This window comes from Pseudomonas sp. VA159-2, from assembly GCF_024126635.1.
Taxonomy (GTDB): Bacteria; Pseudomonadota; Gammaproteobacteria; order Pseudomonadales; family Pseudomonadaceae; genus Aquipseudomonas; species Aquipseudomonas muyukensis.
The window spans coordinates 34,907-54,095 of the sequence record NZ_JAMYBV010000024.1; the positions used below are offsets into that span (position 1 = coordinate 34,907).

The window sequence follows — 19,189 nt, forward strand, 5'->3', positions numbered from 1 at the left end:
TAAAACTTGCGGCTATTACTAAAGGCTTAATCAAGTATCTTTTGGAATTACCATTGGTTTTCTGCCATCAAACTGTCACGCAAGCGCCGCAATATCCGGGGCCCAACGAGAACAGGGATGGCGGAGTCGATGGCAAGCAGGCGCGAAGTGATCAGCTGGATGGGTGTCGGTGCCCTGGCACCGTTGCTCGGTGCCTGCTCGGCCTTGCCCATGCCCCGTGGCGCGGCTGACCGGGCACTGGACCTGTTGTATGTCGCCGACACCCTCGACGCCCGCCAACCGGGCCAGGCCGTGGTGCCGGCCACACGGCTGGGGCCGGTCAGCCACCTGGGCCGTGCGCCGTGGATGAGCGGGCCGAACGCCAGCGCCGGGCAGCCGGCGCTGGCGCCGCTGCTCGATGCCAACCTGGCCGGGCAGGCCCGCACCGGTGGCTATGCGGTATTGGCGGCGCTGCTCGAGCAACTGCGGCTCGAGGCGGGTCGCGAGCAGTGCCTGACCCTGGAGAACGGCCAATGCTGGAATGGCAGCGGCCTGGCCTACCTCACCCAGGGTGAAAGCGGTGTGCAGGGCAGCCAGCTGCTGGGCAGCGAGGCGCGGGTCAGCAGCGACGAGCGCGTGTTGTGGCCGCAGCGCAGTGCCGGGCTCTATCGCCAGTCTTCCTCTATTACCCTCGGCGCCGGCCTGGCCGATGCCCAGGCCAAGGCGCTGGGTATCGAAGGCCTGCAGATGTTCCAGCGCGGCGGGGTGCGCATCGCGGTGGTCGGGGTTACCGATCCTTACGCCCAGGATCAGAAAGCCTCGCTCAAGCAGTGGTACCAGTCATTGCAACCGAGCTTCCAGCAAGCCCGGCGCGAGGCCGACCTGGTGGTGGCGCTGGCGGATGTCGGCACCGGCCCGGGGCTGTGGCTGGCCGAGCGCGTGCCGGAGCTGGACGTGCTGCTCTGCGCCCGTGGCCAGGACCTGTGGCCAACGCCGGTACAGGCTACCCAGGCCAGCGGCCGCCGGGTACCGGTGCTGTTCGCCGGCTGCCGGGCCAGCGGCGCGTTTCGCCTGCGCTGTCGCCAGGCCGGTGATCAGTGGCAGTTCGAGGCGCAATTTTTCCCGGCCTTCGCGCACAGCCTCGGTCCCCAGGCACTGGCCCGTGCCAGCCAATTGCGCGTCGAGCTGCAACGCCAGCGCAATGGCCATGCCGCCTGGCTCGACCAACCGCTGGCGCGTGCCCCCGAGGCGCTGTGGCGCCGTGATACCCGTGGCGGCAGCTGGGACCGCCTGCTGCACCAGGCCCTGGCCGACACTTCGAGCATGCCGGTGCTGCTGCCCGGGCTGCGCTACGACTACCCCCTGCCGGCGGGCGAGGCGATTACCCGCGAGCACCTGATCAGCCTGACCGGTGGCTATGCCGCCCCTGTGGTCGAGGCCCCGGCGCGCCAGGTCGAGCAGGTGCTGGAAAACGCCGCCGAGCAACTGTTCGGCGATCCGCTGCTGCTGGACAACAGCCAGGACCTGCCGCGTTGGCAGGGCCAGGACTGGCAGGTGAGCTACAGCCCCAACGGCAAGCGCATCATCGGCTTGCAGCCGGTCGAAGGCCTGTGCCGCACCTTCGGCCTGCACTTCGACGCCCAGGCCGGCACGCCGCTGTGGCAGACGCTGGAAGCCTGGCTGACCCGGCAGCCCCCGGGCTGGGCCTTGGCACCCTTGCAACTGCCGGCTGTGCGCTACGTGCAGGGCCACCCCGGCTGGCACCCGCACCAGGTGGCCGCGTGACCTCGCGGCTGTTCAGCGTCGCCCTGCTGACCCTGGCCGGCTGGCTGGCCGCGCAGTGCGTGCTGCTGCTGAGCCGCCAGCCGCAGCCGGCCAGCGCGCCCCAGCAGGGACTGGCGCCGTTGCCCGGCTTGCTGGTCGAGCATTGGCAGGCGCCGCTGGACGACGGCCGCATCCCGCTCACCCGCCTGCCCCTGGTCTACCTGGGCGGGCTCAAGGCCCAGCCGCTGTCGGCCAGCGTGGTGGTGCTGCGCCACGGCCAGCAGGTGCGCACCCTCGGCCGTGGCCAGCGCCTGGCGCCAGGTATCGTGTTGCAGGCAATCGACGCCGACGGCCTGATTTTCGACAACAACGGCCGGCGCGAGCGCCTGCCCTGGCCGCCACGCCCTGCCGTGACCGGTTTCAAGCGCCAAGGATGAATGATGATCGCAAGGTACTGTCTGGCCGGGCTGTTGCTGCTCGGCGTAGCCCTGGCCCAGGCCGAAGAGCCGGAAGTGTTCGCCGACGATGGCACGCCGCTGTACGAGGTGAACTTCGTCGACACCGAGCTCGGTGAGTTCATCGACAGCGTGTCGCGCATCACCGGCACCACCTTCATCGTCGACCCACGAGTGCAGGGCAAGGTCACCGTGCGCACAGTCGATCGGCATGACGCCGACGCCATCTACGACATCTTCCTGGCCCAGCTGCGCGCCCAGGGCTTCGCCGCCGTGGACCTGCCCAACGGCAGCGTGAAGATCGTCCCCGACCAGGCCGCGCGCCTGGAGCCGGTGCCGGTGGAAACCGCCGGCAAGCAGGCCGAAGGCAGCGACGGCGTGGCCACCCGCGTGTTCAACGTGCGCAACGCCGCCAGCGAGCAGATGCTCGCAATTCTCAAGCCGCTGATCGACCCACGGGTCGGGGTGATTACCCCGTATCCGGCAGCCAACCTGTTGGTGGTCACCGACTGGCGCAGTAACCTCGACCGTATCGCCAGCCTGCTGCGCCAGCTCGACCAGGTCAGCGACGAGCCGTTGCAGGCAATGCCACTCAAGCACGCCAGCGCCGCCGACACCGCTGGCCTGGTGACGCGGCTGTTGGCCCGCGAGCAGGGCAGCGATGCCGCCCAGGTGGTCGCCGACCCGCGCAGCAACGCGTTGCTGGTGCGCGGCAGTGCCGACAGCCGCGAACGAGTGCGCGCGTTGCTGGCCCAGCTCGACCGGCCCAGCGACAGCCTGCGCAGCAGCAATACCCAGGTCATCTACCTGCGCCACGCCAACGCCGCCGAAGTGGTCAAGGTGCTGCGTGGCCTTAGCCAGGCTGGCGCGGTGCCGGCCACCGAGGGCGAAGGCAAGGAAGCACCGGTGCCCGCGGCCAGCGACTCGGGCATTCGCCTGGAGTACGAGGAGGGCACCAACGCGGTGGTGATGGTCGGCCCGGACAGCGAGCTGGCCGCCTACCGCAGCATCGTCGAGCAGCTGGACATTCGCCGGGCGCAGGTGGTGGTCGAGGCGATCATCGCCGAGGTCTCCGACAGCAGCGCCCAGGAACTGGGGGTGCAGTGGCTGTTCGCCGACGAGAAGTTCGGCGCCGGCATCGTCAACTTCGGCGGCAACGGGGTAAACATCGCCAGCATCGCCGGGGCCGCCAGCAGCGGCGACAACGAGAAGCTCGGCAAGCTGCTGGCGGCCACCAGCGGTGCCACCGCCGGCATCGGCCACTTCGGTGGCGGTTTCAATTTCGCCATGCTGGTCAACGCACTCAAGGGCAAGAGCGGTTTCAACCTGCTGTCCACGCCGACCCTGCTGACCCTGGACAATGCCGAGGCGTCGATCCTGGTCGGCCAGGAGGTGCCGTTCGTCACCGGCTCCGTCACCCAGAACAACGCCAATCCCTACCAGACCATCGAGCGCAAGGAAGTCGGGGTGAAGCTGCGTATCAAGCCGCAGATCAGCATCGACGATAGCGTGCGCCTGGACATCGTCCAGGAGGTGTCGTCGATCGCCGACTCCAGCGCCGCCAGCGATGTGATCACCAACAAGCGCGAGATCAAGACCAAGGTCATGGTCGAGGACAACGGCCTGGTGATCCTCGGCGGGTTGATCAGCGACGAACTGAGCACCAGCAACCAGCGTGTGCCGCTGCTGGGCGACATTCCCTACCTGGGTCGGCTGTTCCGCTCCGACGCCAGCAAGAACACCAAGCAGAACCTGATGGTGTTCATCCGTCCGCGCATCCTGCGCGACGGCGAGAGCCTGGCCGGGCTGAGCCAGCAGAAGTACCAGAGCCTGCAGCAGAACACCCCGCTCAAGCTGCCAGCGCTGGCTGAGGGCCTGCCGCTGTTGCAGGTGTTCCCCGCCAGCCGCGCGCGCCTCGAAGGCGGTGACTGGTGATGCTGGCGTATCGCCTGGCGCGCCAGAGCGGGGTGGCCATGGCCCCGGCCGAAAACGGCTGGCAGCTGTGGCTGCGCGGCGACGCCGACAGCGACCAGGTGCAGGAGCTGCTGCGCGTGCATGGCCAGCCCAGTGCACTGGAGCAGCTCGACAGCGCGACCTTCGACGAGCGCCTGGGCCAGCTCTACCAGGCCGGCGAAGCGGCCACCGCGGCTTTGATCGAAGGCATTGGCGAGCAGGTCGACCTGGACAGCCTGATGAGCGAGATGCCGCGCATCGAGGACCTGCTGGAAAGCGACGACGAGGCGCCGGTGATCCGCCTGATCAACGGCCTGTTCGGCCAGGCCCTGCGCCTGCGCGCCTCGGACATCCATATCGAGACCTTCGAGCAGAGCCTGGTGGTGCGCCTGCGCATCGATGGCCACCTGCGCGAGGTGCTGCGCCCGCCCCGGGCGCTGTCGGCGATGCTGGTGTCGCGGATCAAGGTCATGGCCCGGCTGGATATCGCCGAGAAACGCCAGCCCCAGGATGGTCGCATCACCTTGCGCGCCGCCGGACGCGAGGTGGACGTGCGGGTCTCGACCCTGCCCGGCATCCATGGCGAGCGGGTGGTGATGCGCGTGCTCGACAAGCAGGCCAGCCTGCTGGCGCTGGACAACCTGGGCATGCCCAGCGCCGTGTTGCGCGGGCTGCGCGCCTGCCTGGCGCGGCCCAACGGCATCGTGCTGTCCACCGGCCCCACCGGCTCGGGCAAGACCACTACGCTGTACGCGGGCCTCAACAGCCTCAACGATGGCAGCCGCAACATCCTCACTGTCGAGGACCCGGTGGAATACGCCATCGCCGGCATTGGCCAGACCGCCATCAACCCGCGTGCCGGGCTGACCTTCGCCAGCGGCCTGCGCGCCATCCTGCGCCAGGACCCGGACGTGATCATGCTCGGCGAGATCCGCGACCAGGAGACCGCGCAGATTGCCGTGCAGGCCAGCCTTACCGGGCACCTGGTGCTGTCGACCCTGCATACCAACAGTGCCGTGGGCGCGGTGACGCGCTTGCGCGACATGGGGATCGAGCCGTTCCTGATCGCTTCCTGCCTGCGCGGGGTCTTGGCCCAGCGCCTGGTGCGGCGCCTGTGTGGGTGCGCCGTGGCGCAGCCACTGCAAAGTGCCGAACGAGAACTGTGGCCAGAGCTGGGCAGCCTGGGCGAGAGCTACCACCCGGTTGGCTGCGAGCACTGCCAGGGCAGCGGCTATGTCGGCCGCCTGGGGTTGTACGAGTTCATCGAGCTGGATGCCGGGCTGGTGGCATTGCTTTATGACGGCGAAAGCGAACTGGCCATGCAGGCCTATCTGGACGGCCGCCGGCAGAGCCTGCTGGCGATGGCCAGCGCTTGCCTGGCCCGCGGTGAAACCAGCCTGGCCGAAGTGCTGCGCGTGGTGCAGGGTTAGTCATGCCGACCTATCGCTACCAGGCCGTGGACCTTGGCGGCAAGCCACACAAGGCCTGCGTGCAGGCCGACAGCGAGCGCCATGCGCGGCAGTTGCTGCGCGAGCAGGGGCTGTTCGCGCGCAGCCTGCAGCGCCACGAAGGCAACCAGGCACAACCGCGCCGCCAGCGCCTGAGCCGGGCCCAGTTGTGCGAGCTGACCCGCCAGCTGGCGACCCTGGTCGGCGCGGGCATCCCGCTGGTCGATGCCCTGGCCACCCTGGAGCGCCAACTGCGCCAGCCGGCGCTGCACACAGTGCTGCTGGCCTTGCGCAGTGCCCTGGGCGAGGGCCTGGGCCTGGCCCGCAGCCTGGCCCGGCAGGGCGCGCCGTTCACGGGGCTGTATTGCGCGCTGGTCGAGGCCGGTGAGCGCTCCGGGCGCCTTGGCCAGGTGCTGAGCCGGCTGGCCGATCACCTCGAACAGGTGCAGCGCCAGCGCCACAAGGCGCGCACCGCGCTGATCTACCCGGTGGTGCTGATGGGCGTGTCGCTGGCGGTGGTGGTCGGCCTGATGACGTTCGTGGTGCCCAAGCTCACCGAGCAGTTCGCCCATTCCGGGCAGAGCCTGCCGCTGATTACCTCGCTGCTGATCGGCCTGAGCCAGGGCCTGGTGCAGGCCGGTCCCTATTTGCTGGTGCTGGCGACGCTGCTTGCGCTGCTGGGCGGCTGGCTGCTGCGCAAGCCGCGCTGGTGCCTGCGCCGCGACGATTGGCTGCTGCGCCTGCCGCGTATCGGCGTGTTGCTGCAAGTGCTGGAGAGCGCCCGGCTGGCCCGTAGCCTGGCGATTCTGTGCGGCAGCGGCGTGGCCCTGCTCGAGGCCTTGCAGGTAGCCACCGAGACGGTCGGCAACCGGCGTATCCGCGCGGCCATGGTCCAGGTGCACCGGCAGGTGCAGGGCGGTACCAGCCTGCACCGGGCACTGGACAACGCCCGTCAGTTTCCGCCGCTGCTGGTGAACATGGTCGGCAGCGGCGAGGCCAGCGGCACCCTGGCCGACATGCTCGAACGGGTGGCCGACGACCAGGAACGTGGCTTCGCTCGCCAGGTGGACACCGCCATGGCGCTGTTCGAACCGCTGATGATCCTGGTGATGGGCGCCGTGGTGCTGTTCATCGTGCTGGCGGTGCTGCTGCCGATCATGCAGCTCAACCAGGGACTGCAACTGTGACAAGGAGAACTTCGATGCTGCAACACGCTAACCGCCAGCGAGGCTTCACGCTGATGGAAATCATGGTGGTGATCTTCATCATCGGCCTGCTGATCGCCGTGGTCGCGCCCAGCGTGCTGGGCAACCAGGACAAGGCCATGAAGCAGAAGGTCATGGCTGACCTGGCGACCCTGGAGCAGGCGCTGGACATGTACCGCCTGGACAACCTGCGTTTCCCCAGCAACGAGCAGGGCCTGGCGGCGCTGGCGAAGAAGCCGACCCAGGAACCGCTGCCACGCAGCTGGCGCAGCGATGGCTATATCCGCCGCCTGCCCGAGGACCCATGGGGCACCCCCTACCAGTACCGCCTGCCCGGCGAGCATGGCCGGGTCGATGTGTACTCGCTGGGCGCCGATGGCCAGCCCGGTGGCGAAGGGCTGGATGCCGACCTGGGCAATTGGGCGCTTTGAGGTGACTGGGGTGTGTGTCCGGCTTGGCGTTGTCGGGGCCGCTTCGCGCCCCTTTCGCGACACAAGGCCGCTCCTGCAGGCGACCGCGTTTCCTTGTGGGAGCGGCCTTGTGTCGCGTAAGGGCAGCAAAGCAGCCCCGGCTTTGCTGTGCCATCAGCGTGGTTTCAGCCTGCTCGAACTGCTGGTGGTGCTGGCCATCGCCGCGCTGATGACCAGCCTGGCGGTGGCCTGGCTCGACAGGGGGCGCAGCAGCGTCGATCAAGCGCTTGACCGTCTGGCTGCCAGCACCTTGGCCCAGGCCGACCTGGCCCGGCATGCCGGCCACTTGCGCGGCTTGCGCTGGAATGGCCAGCGTCCCGAGTTCGTCCTGCGCCAAGGTGATCGATGGCAGGTGCAAACCGTGGCGCTAGGCGACTGGCCCAAGGGCCTGCGCCCGGACTGGCCCGCCAGCCAGGCCCCGGCGCTGCTGTTCACCCCCGATGGTTGGGCCCGCCCGGGCACGGTGCGCTGGCGCTGGGCCGAGGGTGGCCGGCGCTGGGACTGGGACCGCGCCGGCCAGTTGCGTGTGAGCGTGTTGCCATGAGCGGCAGGCAGCGGGGCTTCACCTTGTTGGAGGTGAGCGTGGCCCTGGGCATTGCCGCGCTGCTGGCGGTGATCACCAGCCAGGTCCTGCGCCAACGCCTGGCGGTGCAGGACACTGTGCAGCAGCACCGTTTGGGCCTGTTGTGCGCGCGGGAGCTGCAAGCGCGCTTCGTGGTCGAGCAGTACTGGCCGGCGGCCGACCAGGACAGTGGCGTGTTGACTCAGGGTGGCCAGGCTTGCCATTGGCAATTGCAGTTGCGCCGCACCGGCGTGCGTGACCTGCGTCGGGGCGAGCTGCTGCTGCATGGCGATCGCGACCAGCGCCTGCCGTTGGGGCAGTACACGGTCTTCCTGGAGCGGCCATGAAGCGGCGCCAGGCGGGCATGACCCTGATCGAGCTGCTGCTGGCCCTGGCCCTCACGGCCTTGCTTGGCGTGATGTTGGCGGCGTTGGTCAACGGCTGGCTGAAGGTGCGCGAGCGCCTCGACGAGCAGGTTCGCGAAACCGGCGTACTGGACTTCTGCCTGGCCCTGGAGCGGCGCTTCGACAGCCCGCTGCTGCGCCTTCTGTACGAGCAGCGCCTGCCGCTGGCGGTGCGCTGGCTCGACTGGCAGCCCGACCGCCAGCAATTGCTGTGGGTGGCCGCCGCGGCCTGGCCGCAGGCCGAGGGCGGTTCGCGCCTGCAGCGCCAGCGCCTGCGTTTCGAGGCGCGCGAGCAACGCCTGCTGCTGGAAACCTCGGCGGACCTGTATGCGCCATCGCTGCCCCGCTGGGTGGTGCGTGAGCGCCTGGAACGGGTCAGCGCCATGGGCGTCCTCTATTACCAGTCCGGCCGCTGGCTGGCCTGGCCTTCCGATCAACCGACGCACCCCGGACGTGGCGTGCGCGTGGAGTTAGTCCGTGATGGAGCACCCTATGTCTGCACCTTCGTTCTGCCTTGGGGGCGTTCATGAAGCTTGATTGGCGACGCCGTGCACCGGCCCGGCCCTGGTTGCTGGTACGCCCCGGCGCGGTCTGGGATTGGTTGCTGGTCGAGCAGGGCGTGCCGGGGCGGCAAGGCCGGGGCCAACCCCCGGTCGGGCTCGAGGCGCGCGTGGCGTTGATCGTGCCCGGCGAGCATTGCAGCCATTTCCAGCTTCCCGCGCCGCCTGGGCTCAAGCGCGAGGAGTGGCCTTTACTGCTCGAAGAACGGCTGGTTCAGGCCTGCGACGAAGTGGCGTGCGCGAGCATCGGTCGCCACGCCGGGCAACTGCGCTTATGGACGGTCAGCAACCCGCTGTTGGCCCAATGGCGTGGGCAATGCGGCGCATGGGGCTTGGCGCTGGAGCGCTGCTGGGCTGAGTTTCAGTTGTTGCCCGAACCCGAGCAGGGCGAGGGCTGGCAGTGGCAGCGTGGGGAAACAGAGCTTTATCAAGGGCGCGATGAGCAGGGCAGGGCACATTGGCTGGCTTGGCCTGGGCAACTGGGCGTGATGCCTGCGCTGGACGGCTTGCAAGGGACGAGACGTAGCGTGACGGGCAACTGGCCGGAAACCTTGGCCAGCCTCGATGGCCTGCCAAGCCTGTTCGAGGCTCGCCGCATCCGTGCGCGCCCGCGCTGGTCGAGTACCCAGCAGCGCCTGGCAGTGGCCTGCCTGCTGCTGGCCACCGCCTGGAGCGGGCTGTGGTGCATCCAGCAGTGGCGTCAGGCCCAGCTCTACCGCGATCAGGTAGTGGCGCTGACCGGCAAGCGGGCCACCCCAGGCCAGGCGGCCCAGGCCCTCAGGCGGCTGCGCGAGGAACAGCAGGACGCCCAGGTGCGTCTGGCCCAGCTCGATGGCCTGCAGGCCCAGGTGCAGGGCTGGCTGGCCGAGCACCCCGGTTGGCGATTACGTGCGCTGGACTACGACGGCCAGCGTTGGCAGTTGTCCCTCGACGGGGAGGGCGAGACGGCGCCCTGGCAGGCGATGGCCGAGGCGGTTGGCGCGCAGGTGCGGGTCGAGGACGATGCGCGCCAGGTGGTGTTCGAGCTGGGAGCGGCGTCATGAATCGGCAATGGTTGCGGCGCCAGCGCTTGCCGCTGGCGTGGGGGGTGGTGGCGCTGCTGCTTGTTGTCTTGGCGCTGCGCGAAGGCTTGGGCTACTGGCGCGACGTGCAGCAGTGGCGGGTGGTGGCCGAGTCGGTGGCTGGGCTGCGCGAGCCGCAGGCGCTGAGCCTGGAGCGTCTGCGCCAGTCGGCCCAGGCCCGGGGCATCGGCCTGGACGAGATACAGGCCGAAGGTGAGCGCTGGCAGGTCCGGGGCAAGGTTACCCAGGCCCAGGCCCTGCAAGCGTGGTTGCAAGCCCTGCGTGAAGAGGGGGCGCAGCCGCTGCAATGGGCGTTGGCGCGCGAAGCCGATGGCTTGCGCTTTGCTGTTCAGGTGCGGCCATGACCCGGCGCGGCGCGGCTTGGCTGTGCCTGGTGTTCTGCCTGACTGTGCTGGCCGAGCTGCCGGCCAGTTGGCTGGGGCTGCCGGCGCAAGGCGTGGTCGGCAGCCTGTGGCAGGGGCAGGCGACCCAGTGGGGAGCGGTCGGACCACTGAGCTGGGAACTGCAGCCCTGGCGCATGCAGGCGCATGTCGCGTTCAGCTTCCAGGGGCAGGGATGGCAGGCGCGTATCAGCGGCTGGCCCTGGCGCTGGCAGGGTGGCCTTGCGACGCTGGGTGGGCAAGCCAGCACGACGCCGGGCTATCGTCTGGCCGGGCACTGGCAAGGGGCGTTGCAGGTACAGGGCGCGGGGCGGGTGTGCCAGGCGGCGAGCGGGCGTATCACGGTGAATGACCTGGCCCTGGCCGAACCCTGGTCGCTGGGCCTGGGCCAGGGCGCGATCGAAATGACCTGCCAGGGTGGCTGGCGATTGACAGGCAACCTGGGGCTGGCCGGGCAGCATGCGCTGGTGCTGGATGCCGACCTGCTGGCGCGGCGGGCGCGCTTGAACATCGAGGTGCAGCCTGACGCGGCGCTGACGCCGGTGTTGCGCAGTGTGCAGTGGCTGGGCGGGGACGCCGTGCGAGGGCAGCGGGAGGTTCGCTGGTGAGTCGTGCTGCCCGCTGAATGTCGAGCGCTAAAACAGGCTCAGGGGCGAATCTCGATCATCGTCCCGTCCTTGACCATGCTCCAGACCTCGCGCATGTCGTCGTTGCGCATGGCGATGCAGCCTTCGGTCCAGTCGAGGGTGTGGAAGTACCATTCCGGGTACTCCTCGTTGATCGGCGTGCCGTGGATCATGATCATGCTGCCGGCCGCGACCCCCTCGCTGCGCGCCTTGGCCGCATCGCTGATGTTCGGGTAGGAGATGTGCATGGCCAGGTTGTAGCGGTCGCTGACCTTGCGCCAGTCCAGCCAGTACAGGCCCTCGGGGGTCTTCTTGTCGCCCTCGCGGTCCTTGGCGCCCTTGGGCTGCTTGCCCAGCGAGATGCGGTAGGTCTTGAGCGGCTCGCCACGGCTGATCAGTTGCAGGCGGCGCTCGGACTTGATCACCAGCACCTTGTCGATCAGGCGCTCCTGCGGCGCGGCGGTGGCGGCCGGCTGCACAGGCGAGGGCTGCGCCGAAGGCGTCTTGCGGATGATGGTCTCGGTGAAGGCCGCTTGCGACACCGAGGCGACACTGAGGCAGAAGAGGGCGAGCAGCCAGCGCATGAAACCGTATCCCTGAAAACTTAGGTGGTGGACGACGCGACGTTCATCGGCGGCAGGTATTCATGGCCAATCGGGTAGTGCTGCCTGATGCGGTCGCGATAATAGCATTCTAGTGTGCGTGTGACGGTGCGGAAAGCCAGCTCGGCCCACGGGATCTGCTGTTCCTCGAACAAGCGCACTTCCAGGCTCTCGACGCCGATGGCGAAGTCCAGGTCGCTGAGTTCGGCGCGGAAGAACACGTGCACCTGGTTGATGTGCGGCAGATCGAACAGCTGGTACAGGTGCGCTTCAGCGACCCGGGCGCAGGCTTCCTCGACGGTTTCGCGACGGGCGGCCTGTTCCAGGGTTTCGCCGTTCTTCATGAAACCGGCCGGCAGGGTCCAGAAGCCGCGGCGGGGCTCGATGGCGCGGCGGCACAGCAGCACCTGGCTGCCCCAGGTGGGCAGTACCCCGGCGACGATGTTGGGGTTCTGGTAATGGATGGTCTGGCAGTGGTCGCAGACATACCGCAGGCGGCTGTCGCCTTCGGGGATCCGCTGGGTGACCGGTTGGCCGCACGCGCTGCAGAATTTCATGCTTTATTCATTCCTGTGGGGTCGGGCTATCTTGGCGCGCCCGGCCCGGCCACCGCAAGCGCCCCCCGGTCGGGGCTTGGGTGCCTTGCGGCTTTGGTGCATCATGCAGGGCAGGCCTTGGAATCGAGAGTGCGTAATGCTGGACGAGCTTCTTCGCCGAATGAGCAACCATACCCCCGCGTCACTGGAGACGGACCGCCGTTTCCCCGAAGCGGCGGTGCTGCTGCCCATTACCCGCAGCGAAGAGCCCGAGCTGGTCCTGACTTTGCGCGCCAAGGGGCTGTCCACCCACGGTGGCGAAGTGGCCTTCCCCGGTGGCAGGCGCGACCCGGAGGACCCGGACCTGGTGTTCACCGCCCTGCGCGAGGCCGAGGAGGAAATCGGCCTGCCGCCTGGGTTGGTCGAGGTGGTCGGGCCGCTCAGCCCATTGGTGTCGTTGCATGGGCTGAAGGTGACACCGTTCGTCGGCTTGATCCCCGACTACGTCGAGTACCGCGCCAACGACGCGGAAATCGCCGCAGTCTTCAGCGTGCCGCTGGCCTTCTTCCGCCAGGACCCACGCGACCACACCCACCGTATCGACTACCAGGGCCGCAGTTGGTATGTGCCCAGCTACCGTTACGGCGACTACAAGATCTGGGGGCTGTCGGCGATCATGATCGTCGAGCTGGTCAACCTGTTGTTCGATGCCGGTATCAGCCTGCACCACCCCCCCGAGCGTTTCATCAAGTACTGAGCGGGGCCGACCCCGTCACTGGCCTTGGGCTCTGTATGAAAAGCCTTATACCGCGAGGAGCGATACATGAAATACCGCCTGGGCGACCTGCGCGTCGAGACCCACCCCACCAGCTGGGCTGCACCCAACGCCACGCTGATCGGCAAGGTGCGCCTGCAGGCCCGTGCCAGCGTATGGTTCGGCGCGGTGCTGCGCGGCGACAACGAGCTGATCGACATCGGCGAGGACAGCAACGTCCAGGACGGTACGGTGATGCACACCGACATGGGCTCGCCGCTGAACATCGGCAAGGGCGTGACCATCGGCCATAACGCCATGCTGCATGGCTGCGACGTGGGCGACTACAGCCTGATCGGCATCAATGCGGTGATCCTCAACGGTGCGCGCATCGGCAAGCACTGCATCATTGGCGCCAACGCGCTGATCGCCGAGGGCAAGGAAATCCCCGATGGTTCGCTGGTGATGGGCTCGCCGGGCAAGGTGGTGCGCGAGCTGACCGAGCAGCAAAAGCGCATGCTCGAGGCCAGCGCCGCCCATTACGTGCACAACGCCCAGCGTTATGCCCGCGAGCTGGTGGGCGACGATGACTGACGAACGGCCCGTGGCCTCGCCCTGCGTCAGCATCTGCGCGCTGGACGAGCAGGATATCTGCACCGGCTGCCAACGCACGGTGGACGAGATCAGCCGTTGGGGGCGCATGGACAACACACAGCGCCGCGCCGTGCTCAAGCGTTGCCACGAACGCGCGGTCGCCGCTGGCTTGATACTAGGCTCTGTATGAACGAAGGTCAGGCAAGGCGAAAACAGCCGAGCAAGCGCCGTGTACTGGCGTACATGAGCATTGCGAGGCGGTTTTCAACGCAGCATGAACGAGTATCAAGGCTTGTCGTACAGAGCCTAGGCGCCAGCAAGGGCGCGCGGGCTTGTCCAGTGGCAGGCCCGACGCTACTCTGATCGGCTTGCCCACCTGAATACCCAGACCATGTTCTATCTCATCGCCTACATCAGCAGCGTGGTGCTGATCAACTACGCCTTCTCCAGCGCGCCGCACCTGGACGTGATCTGGTCCGCCTGGGGCGGCCTGGTGTTCATCCTGCGCGACATGGTGCAGACCCGCTACGGCCATGGTGCGCTGTTGGCGATGCTGGTGGCGCTGGTACTTTCCTACGCCACCTCGGAGCCCGCCATCGCCCTGGCCAGCGCCACGGCGTTCTTCGTTTCCGAGCTGATCGACTGGCTGGTGTTCAGCATCACCCGTCGCCCCCTGCGTGACCGCCTGTGGCTGAGCTCGGCGCTGAGCATCCCGGTGGATACCTTCATCTTCTTCGGCATGATCGGCGCATTGACCCCGGCGGTGATCGGTACTGCCCTGGCTTCGAAGTTCGCCGGGGTCACCGCGGTCTGGCTGATCATGGCTTGGCGCGCACGGCGCGCGCTGGCGGCATCCTGAGGTAGAATGGCGGTCCATTTTTCAGCGGGCGGCAGCCAGCATGGCGCGGCCCCGGACGCCTTCGAGGACCTGAAATGACCCGTATCGGAACCCCATTGTCGCCTACCGCGACCCGTGTACTGCTGTGCGGCTGCGGCGAGCTGGGCAAGGAAGTGGTGATCGAGTTGCAGCGCCTGGGCGTCGAGGTGATCGCCGTGGATCGCTACGCCAATGCTCCGGCCATGCAGGTCGCGCACCGCAGCCATGTGATCAACATGCTCGATGGGGTTGCCCTGCGTGCGGTGATCGAGGCGGAGCAGCCGCATTACATCGTCCCCGAGATCGAAGCCATCGCCACCGCCACCCTGGTCGAGCTGGAAAGCGAGGGTTTCAACGTGGTGCCCACCGCCCGCGCCACCCAGCTGACCATGAACCGCGAAGGCATCCGCCGCCTGGCTGCCGAAGAGCTGGACCTGCCGACCTCGCCGTACCATTTCGCCGATACCTTCGAGGACTACAGCAAGGCGGTCGCCGACCTGGGCTACCCCTGCGTGGTCAAGCCGGTGATGAGTTCGTCGGGCAAGGGCCAGAGCCTGCTGCGCAGCGCCGATGACCTGCGCAAGGCCTGGGACTATGCCCAGGAGGGCGGTCGTGCCGGCAAGGGCCGGGTGATCATCGAGGGTTTCATCGACTTCGAGTACGAAATCACCCTGCTGACCGTGCGCCATGTCGGCGGCACTACCTTCCTCGCCCCGGTCGGTCATCGTCAGGAGAAGGGCGACTACCAGGAGTCCTGGCAGCCACAGGCCATGAGCCCGAAGGCACTGGCCGAGTCGCAGCGGGTGGCCCAGGCGGTCACCGACGCCCTGGGCGGGCGTGGCCTGTTTGGCGTGGAACTGTTCGTCAAGGGCGACCAGGTGTGGTTCAGCGAAGTATCGCCGCGCCCGCACGACACCGGCCTGGTGACCCTGATTTCCCAAGACCTGTCGCAGTTCGCCCTGCATGCCCGGGCCATTCTTGGCCTGCCGATCCCGGTGGTGCGCCAGTTCGGTCCATCGGCCTCGGCGGTGATCCTGCCTGAAGGCCAGTCGCAGCAGACCCGCTTCGCCAACCTCGGTGCGGCGCTGAGCGAACCGGACACCGCCATCCGCCTGTTCGGCAAGCCCGAAATCAATGGCACGCGCCGCATGGGTGTGTGCCTGGCGCGCGACGAGTCGGTCGAGGCCGCGCGGGCCAAGGCGACCCGCGCTTCGCAGGCGGTCAAGGTCGAGTTCTGATCTGATGCTGCTGGGGGCGCTTCGCGCCCCTTTCGCGAAGGCCGCTGCACAGGGATCGCATAACCCTTGTAGGAGCGGCCTTGTGTCGCGATCGGGCTGCAAAGCAGCCCCAGGGGTCAAAGCGCGGTATCACGGGTCTCTTTAAGGCACAGCACGGCAATCAGGCTGATCACCGCCGCCACCGACACATACCCCCCCACCCAGCTCAACCCGCCCATGCTCACCAGCTTCTGGGCAAAGAACGGTGCCGCCGAGGCGCCGACGATACCGCCCAGGTTGTACGCCGCCGAGGCACCGGTGTAGCGCACATGGGTCGGGAACAGCTCCGGCAGCAACGCGCCCATGGGCGCGAAGGTCACCCCCATCAGGAACAGCTCGATCGCCAGGAACAGCGCCACGCCGGTGGTCGAACCCGAAGTCAGCAACGGCTCCATGGTAAAGCCCGAGGCGATCGCCAGCAGGCCGCCGACGATCAGCACTGGCTTGCGCCCGTAACGGTCGCTGAGCCAGGCCGACAGCGGCGTGGCCAGGGCCATGAAGACCACGGCGAAGCACAGCAGGCCGAGGAAGGTCTCGCGGCTGTAGCCCAGGGTCGACACCCCGTAGCTCAGCGAAAACACCGTGGAAATGTAGAACAGCGCGTAGCACACCACCATTGCCGCGGCGCCGAGCAAGGTCGGCAGCCAGTAGCGGGCGAACAGGTCGACCACGGGCATCTTCACCCGTTCATGACGAGCCACCGCCTTGGCGAACACCGGGCTTTCCTCCAGTTTCAGGCGCACATACAGCCCCACCAGCACCAACGCGGCGCTGAGCAGGAACGGCACGCGCCAGCCCCATTCACGGAACTGCTCGTCGCTGAGCACCAGCGCCAAGGTCAGGAACAGGCCATTGGCGGCGAGAAAGCCGATCGAAGGGCCGAGCTGCGGGAACATGCCGAACCAGGCGCGCTTGCCCTCGGGGGCGTTCTCGGTGGCCAGCAGCGCCGCGCCACCCCACTCGCCACCCAGCCCCAGGCCCTGGCCGAAGCGCAGCAGGCAGAGCAGGATCGGCGCCCATACGCCGATGCTGTCGTAGCCGGGCAGCACGCCGATCAGCGTGGTGGACACGCCCATCAGCAGCAGCGAGGCCACCAGGGTCGACTTGCGCCCGATGCGGTCGCCGAAGTGGCCGAACAGCGCCGAGCCCAGGGGCCGGGCGAGGAAGGCGATGCCGAAGGTGAGGAACGCCGCGAGCATCTGCGCGGTGCCGGAGCCGGAGGGGAAGAACACTGGGCCGATCACCAGCGCGGCGGCAGTGGCGTAGACATAGAAATCGTAGAACTCGATGGCGGTGCCGATGAAGCTGGCGGTGGCCACCCGGGCAGGCGAGTTGGCCGGGGCCGTCGTGGCAGGTTCGGCGTAAGTGCTGCTGGTAGTCATGCGAAGGTCCCTGACAGTCGTTGCTCCATGGGGCATGGCCCATGTGCAGGCACACGGGAGCCGGAGCGAATTGTTATGAGTCGCGTGACTGACGATAGCCCAGGGGATAGGTGGGAGCGGGCGCTGTTCGGGGTGTTGAAGCAGGGCCGCGGGGCGTGTCAGTGATGCGCGCTGGCCGTGGAGCGCCGGGTGCGGGTAGCAGGCGGGACGGCAGGGCTGGGTAAGCGTGGCTCGAGTATAGCTATCGAGCCACTGTCCAGACTAGTACCTTGCTTGCACAATTATCCTCGGTTTCGAGGATTTCTAGCCGATATCTGCCAATTTTCAGGCAAACCGCGCTGGCGGGGATGCTTTCCAGGGCTTCGGTGACCAGGCCGTTCAGGGTCTTCGGGCCGCCATCGCAGGGCAGGTGCCAGCCCAGCGTCCGGTTGATTTCCCGTAGCGAGGCGGTGCCTTCGATGATGAAGCGGCCATCCACCTGGGGATGGACGTGGGGGTTGTCCAGGCTCTGTTCGTCCTCGAACTCGCCAACGATTTCCTCGAGGATGTCCTCCAGGGTGACGATGCCCAGTACCTCGCCGTACTCGTCCACCACCACGCCCAGGCGCCGTTGCTGCTTGTGGAAATTCAGCAACTGCAGGTGCAGCGGGGTGCTCTCGGGCACGAAGTAGGGTTCGTAGCAGGCCGCCCGCAGGGTGTCCGGGGTCAGCTCGGCGCGTGGCAGCAAGTGGCTGATCAGCTTGGTGTTGAGTACCGCTTCGACCTGGTTGATGTCGCTGTGGTAGACCGGCAGGCGGGTATGGCGGCTGACGATCAACTGCTCGACGATGCGCTCGATGGGCTCGTCGAGGTTGATGCCGTCGACTTCGTTGCGCGGCACCAGAATGTCGTTGACGGTGATCTTGTCCAGCGCCTGCAAGCCTTCGAGCAGGCCGTGGCGGCCGTTGTCAATGGGCGCGTCCTCGTCGTAGGGCACCTCCTGCTGCGGGTGCAGGGCCACGGCGGTGGCCTGCACGCGGAACGGACGCAGGATCAGCCGGGCGCCGCCGTCGAGCACGCCACCGAAGGGTTGCAGCAGGGCCAGTGGCAGCTTGAGCAGGCTGGCGCCGAGGCTGAGGAAAGCCTGCGGGCTGCGCCGGGCCAGGCGTCGCGGCAGGTACTCGGTGAGCACCAGCAGGCCCAGCGTGGCGCCCAGGCCGGCCAGCCAGAAACCGTGTTCACCGTTCAGGCGCTGGCCAATCAGGCAGGCCAGGCCCAGCACCAGCAGCTTGCCGAGGCTGGCGCCGAGTACCAGGCCCTGGCTGGGCAGGGCAGGCTCGCCATGGCCATTGAGCTGCTGGCGGGCGGCGTCCACCGCGGTGAACAGCGCCGACCACAACAGCGCCAGTGCGATGATGCCGAGCAGCGGGGCGTACGGCAGGCTGTCCATGGCGGGTCGTCAGATATGCAGGATGAATTCGCGGACCAGCTTGCTGCCGAAATAGGCCAGCATCAGCAGGCAGAAGCCGGCCAGGGTCCAGCGGATGGCCTTGTGGCCACGCCAGCCGAGGCGGGTGCGGCCCCACAGCAGCACGCTGAACACCACCCAGGCCACGCAGGCCAGCAGGGTCTTGTGCACCAGGTGCTGGGCGAACAGGTTGTCGAGGAACAGCCAGCCGGAGACCAGCGACAGCGACAGCAGGCCCCAGCCGGCCCACAGGAAGCCGAACAGCAGGCTCTCCATGGTCTGCAGCGGTGGGAAGTTGCGGATCATCCCGGACGGGTGCTTGTTCTTCAGCTGACGGTCCTGCAGCAACAGCAGCAGCGCCTGGAACACGGCGATGGTGAACAGCCCATAGGCCAGGATCGACAGCAGGATATGCGCGAGGATGCCGGGCTCTTCGTTGATCAACGGCACCGTGCCGGGCGGGGCGAACTGTGCCAGCAGCGCGGTGACCGCGCCGAGCGGGAACAACAGCACCAGCAGGTTTTCCACCGGAATGCTCAGGCAGGCGATCAGGGTCAGGCCGATGACCGCCGCGGCGATCAGGCTGGCGGCGCTAAAGAAGTCCAGGCTCAGGCCCAGCGGGGTGATCAGCTGGAAGAACAGGGCACCGCCCTGGGCGATCACCGCCAGGGCGCCGAGCACGCCGAGCAGCCGTTTGTCGGCACGGCTGCCACGGGCCAGGCCGGTGGCCTGGTAGACGGTCGCGGCCAGATAAAGGAAGGCGGCGAGCAGATTGGGGATGAGGCTGGGTGAAGAGAACATAAGTCCTGGCAGGCGAGCCCTAAAGGGACGG

The 19,189-nt window shown here is 67.8% G+C and carries 22 protein-coding genes; 17 read left to right on the top strand and 5 right to left on the bottom strand.

Translation table 11 applies throughout. The annotated features are described in order from the left end of the window. Nucleotides 1–117 precede the first annotated feature (117 nt). From NJG22_RS19755 to NJG22_RS19810, 12 genes are all read left to right on the top strand, one after another. Nucleotides 118–1,764: a lipoprotein UxpA gene (locus NJG22_RS19755; protein WP_253096915.1), complete on the top strand. Its 1,647-nt coding sequence runs from the start codon at nucleotides 118–120 to the stop codon at nucleotides 1,762–1,764. Further along, nucleotides 1,761–2,180 (top strand): type II secretion system protein N, encoded by a 420-nt coding sequence (locus NJG22_RS19760; RefSeq protein WP_253096918.1) that lies wholly within the window; start codon nucleotides 1,761–1,763, stop codon nucleotides 2,178–2,180. Before NJG22_RS19755 ends, NJG22_RS19760 begins: the two co-directional genes overlap by 4 nt. Before the next feature lie 3 nt (nucleotides 2,181–2,183). After that, entirely contained in the window at nucleotides 2,184–4,133 is a 1,950-nt protein-coding gene (gene gspD / locus NJG22_RS19765) for a type II secretion system secretin GspD (RefSeq protein ID WP_253096920.1), read from the top strand. Further along, complete coding sequence (locus NJG22_RS19770) at nucleotides 4,133–5,581, top strand: ATPase, T2SS/T4P/T4SS family (protein WP_253096922.1); 1,449 nt, start codon at nucleotides 4,133–4,135, stop codon at nucleotides 5,579–5,581. The genes gspD and NJG22_RS19770 overlap by 1 nt, the downstream gene beginning before the upstream one ends. 2 nt (nucleotides 5,582–5,583) lie before the next feature. Next, the gene (gene gspF / locus NJG22_RS19775; protein ID WP_253096924.1) at nucleotides 5,584–6,786 is read left to right on the top strand and encodes a type II secretion system inner membrane protein GspF; all 1,203 of its coding nucleotides are present in this window, start codon (nucleotides 5,584–5,586) and stop codon (nucleotides 6,784–6,786) included. Nucleotides 6,787–6,803: 17 nt separating this feature from the next. Next, nucleotides 6,804–7,235 (top strand): type II secretion system major pseudopilin GspG, encoded by a 432-nt coding sequence (gspG, locus tag NJG22_RS19780; RefSeq protein WP_290445265.1) that lies wholly within the window; start codon nucleotides 6,804–6,806, stop codon nucleotides 7,233–7,235. A 145-nt stretch (nucleotides 7,236–7,380) separates the two neighbouring features. Further along, nucleotides 7,381–7,818, top strand: coding sequence for a type II secretion system minor pseudopilin GspH (gspH, locus tag NJG22_RS19785; RefSeq protein ID WP_253096993.1), 438 nt, complete (start codon nucleotides 7,381–7,383; stop codon nucleotides 7,816–7,818). Continuing rightward, entirely contained in the window at nucleotides 7,815–8,183 is a 369-nt protein-coding gene (locus NJG22_RS19790) for a type II secretion system protein (protein WP_253096928.1), read from the top strand. Before gspH ends, NJG22_RS19790 begins: the two co-directional genes overlap by 4 nt. Continuing rightward, complete coding sequence (locus NJG22_RS19795; RefSeq protein WP_253096930.1) at nucleotides 8,180–8,770, top strand: prepilin-type N-terminal cleavage/methylation domain-containing protein; 591 nt, start codon at nucleotides 8,180–8,182, stop codon at nucleotides 8,768–8,770. Before NJG22_RS19790 ends, NJG22_RS19795 begins: the two co-directional genes overlap by 4 nt. After that, complete coding sequence (locus NJG22_RS19800; RefSeq protein WP_253096932.1) at nucleotides 8,767–9,843, top strand: GspL/Epsl periplasmic domain-containing protein; 1,077 nt, start codon at nucleotides 8,767–8,769, stop codon at nucleotides 9,841–9,843. Before NJG22_RS19795 ends, NJG22_RS19800 begins: the two co-directional genes overlap by 4 nt. After that, nucleotides 9,840–10,226, top strand: coding sequence for a type II secretion system protein GspM (gene gspM, locus NJG22_RS19805; RefSeq protein WP_253096934.1), 387 nt, complete (start codon nucleotides 9,840–9,842; stop codon nucleotides 10,224–10,226). The genes NJG22_RS19800 and gspM overlap by 4 nt, the downstream gene beginning before the upstream one ends. Then, entirely contained in the window at nucleotides 10,223–10,870 is a 648-nt protein-coding gene (locus tag NJG22_RS19810; RefSeq protein WP_253096936.1) for a type II secretion system protein N, read from the top strand. Before gspM ends, NJG22_RS19810 begins: the two co-directional genes overlap by 4 nt. Nucleotides 10,871–10,908: 38 nt before the next feature. Here the strand turns inward: NJG22_RS19810 and NJG22_RS19815 are convergent, their stop codons facing one another. Then, a complete protein-coding gene (locus tag NJG22_RS19815; RefSeq protein ID WP_253096938.1) occupies nucleotides 10,909–11,472 on the bottom strand; it encodes a L,D-transpeptidase family protein in 564 nt (187 codons plus the stop codon). Between the two features lie 20 nt (nucleotides 11,473–11,492). Then, complete coding sequence (locus tag NJG22_RS19820) at nucleotides 11,493–12,047, bottom strand: NUDIX hydrolase (protein WP_253096940.1); 555 nt, start codon at nucleotides 12,045–12,047, stop codon at nucleotides 11,493–11,495. A gap of 136 nt (nucleotides 12,048–12,183) precedes the next feature. On the opposite strand from NJG22_RS19820, the gene NJG22_RS19825 reads away from it, so the two are divergent. From NJG22_RS19825 to purT, 5 genes are all read left to right on the top strand, one after another. Next, nucleotides 12,184–12,783 carry a CoA pyrophosphatase gene (locus NJG22_RS19825; protein ID WP_253096949.1) on the top strand — a complete coding sequence of 200 codons (600 nt, stop codon included), beginning with the start codon at nucleotides 12,184–12,186 and terminating at the stop codon, nucleotides 12,781–12,783. A 66-nt stretch (nucleotides 12,784–12,849) separates the two neighbouring features. Beyond that, complete coding sequence (locus tag NJG22_RS19830; RefSeq protein ID WP_217849659.1) at nucleotides 12,850–13,374, top strand: gamma carbonic anhydrase family protein; 525 nt, start codon at nucleotides 12,850–12,852, stop codon at nucleotides 13,372–13,374. Then, entirely contained in the window at nucleotides 13,367–13,564 is a 198-nt protein-coding gene (locus NJG22_RS19835; protein ID WP_253096951.1) for a DUF1289 domain-containing protein, read from the top strand. Before NJG22_RS19830 ends, NJG22_RS19835 begins: the two co-directional genes overlap by 8 nt. A gap of 201 nt (nucleotides 13,565–13,765) precedes the next feature. Next, entirely contained in the window at nucleotides 13,766–14,233 is a 468-nt protein-coding gene (locus NJG22_RS19840) for a VUT family protein (protein ID WP_253096953.1), read from the top strand. Between the two features lie 74 nt (nucleotides 14,234–14,307). After that, nucleotides 14,308–15,489, top strand: coding sequence for a formate-dependent phosphoribosylglycinamide formyltransferase (gene purT / locus NJG22_RS19845; RefSeq protein ID WP_253096955.1), 1,182 nt, complete (start codon nucleotides 14,308–14,310; stop codon nucleotides 15,487–15,489). A 116-nt stretch (nucleotides 15,490–15,605) separates the two neighbouring features. Here the strand turns inward: purT and NJG22_RS19850 are convergent, their stop codons facing one another. From NJG22_RS19850 to ccsA, 3 genes are all read right to left on the bottom strand, one after another. Beyond that, a complete protein-coding gene (locus NJG22_RS19850) occupies nucleotides 15,606–16,910 on the bottom strand; it encodes an MFS transporter (protein WP_253096957.1) in 1,305 nt (434 codons plus the stop codon). 241 nt (nucleotides 16,911–17,151) lie between these two features. Continuing rightward, nucleotides 17,152–18,339 (bottom strand): transporter associated domain-containing protein, encoded by a 1,188-nt coding sequence (locus NJG22_RS19855; protein WP_253096967.1) that lies wholly within the window; start codon nucleotides 18,337–18,339, stop codon nucleotides 17,152–17,154. A 9-nt stretch (nucleotides 18,340–18,348) separates the two neighbouring features. Further along, nucleotides 18,349–19,158 (bottom strand): cytochrome c biogenesis protein CcsA, encoded by an 810-nt coding sequence (gene ccsA / locus NJG22_RS19860; RefSeq protein WP_253096974.1) that lies wholly within the window; start codon nucleotides 19,156–19,158, stop codon nucleotides 18,349–18,351. Nucleotides 19,159–19,189 lie beyond the last annotated feature (31 nt).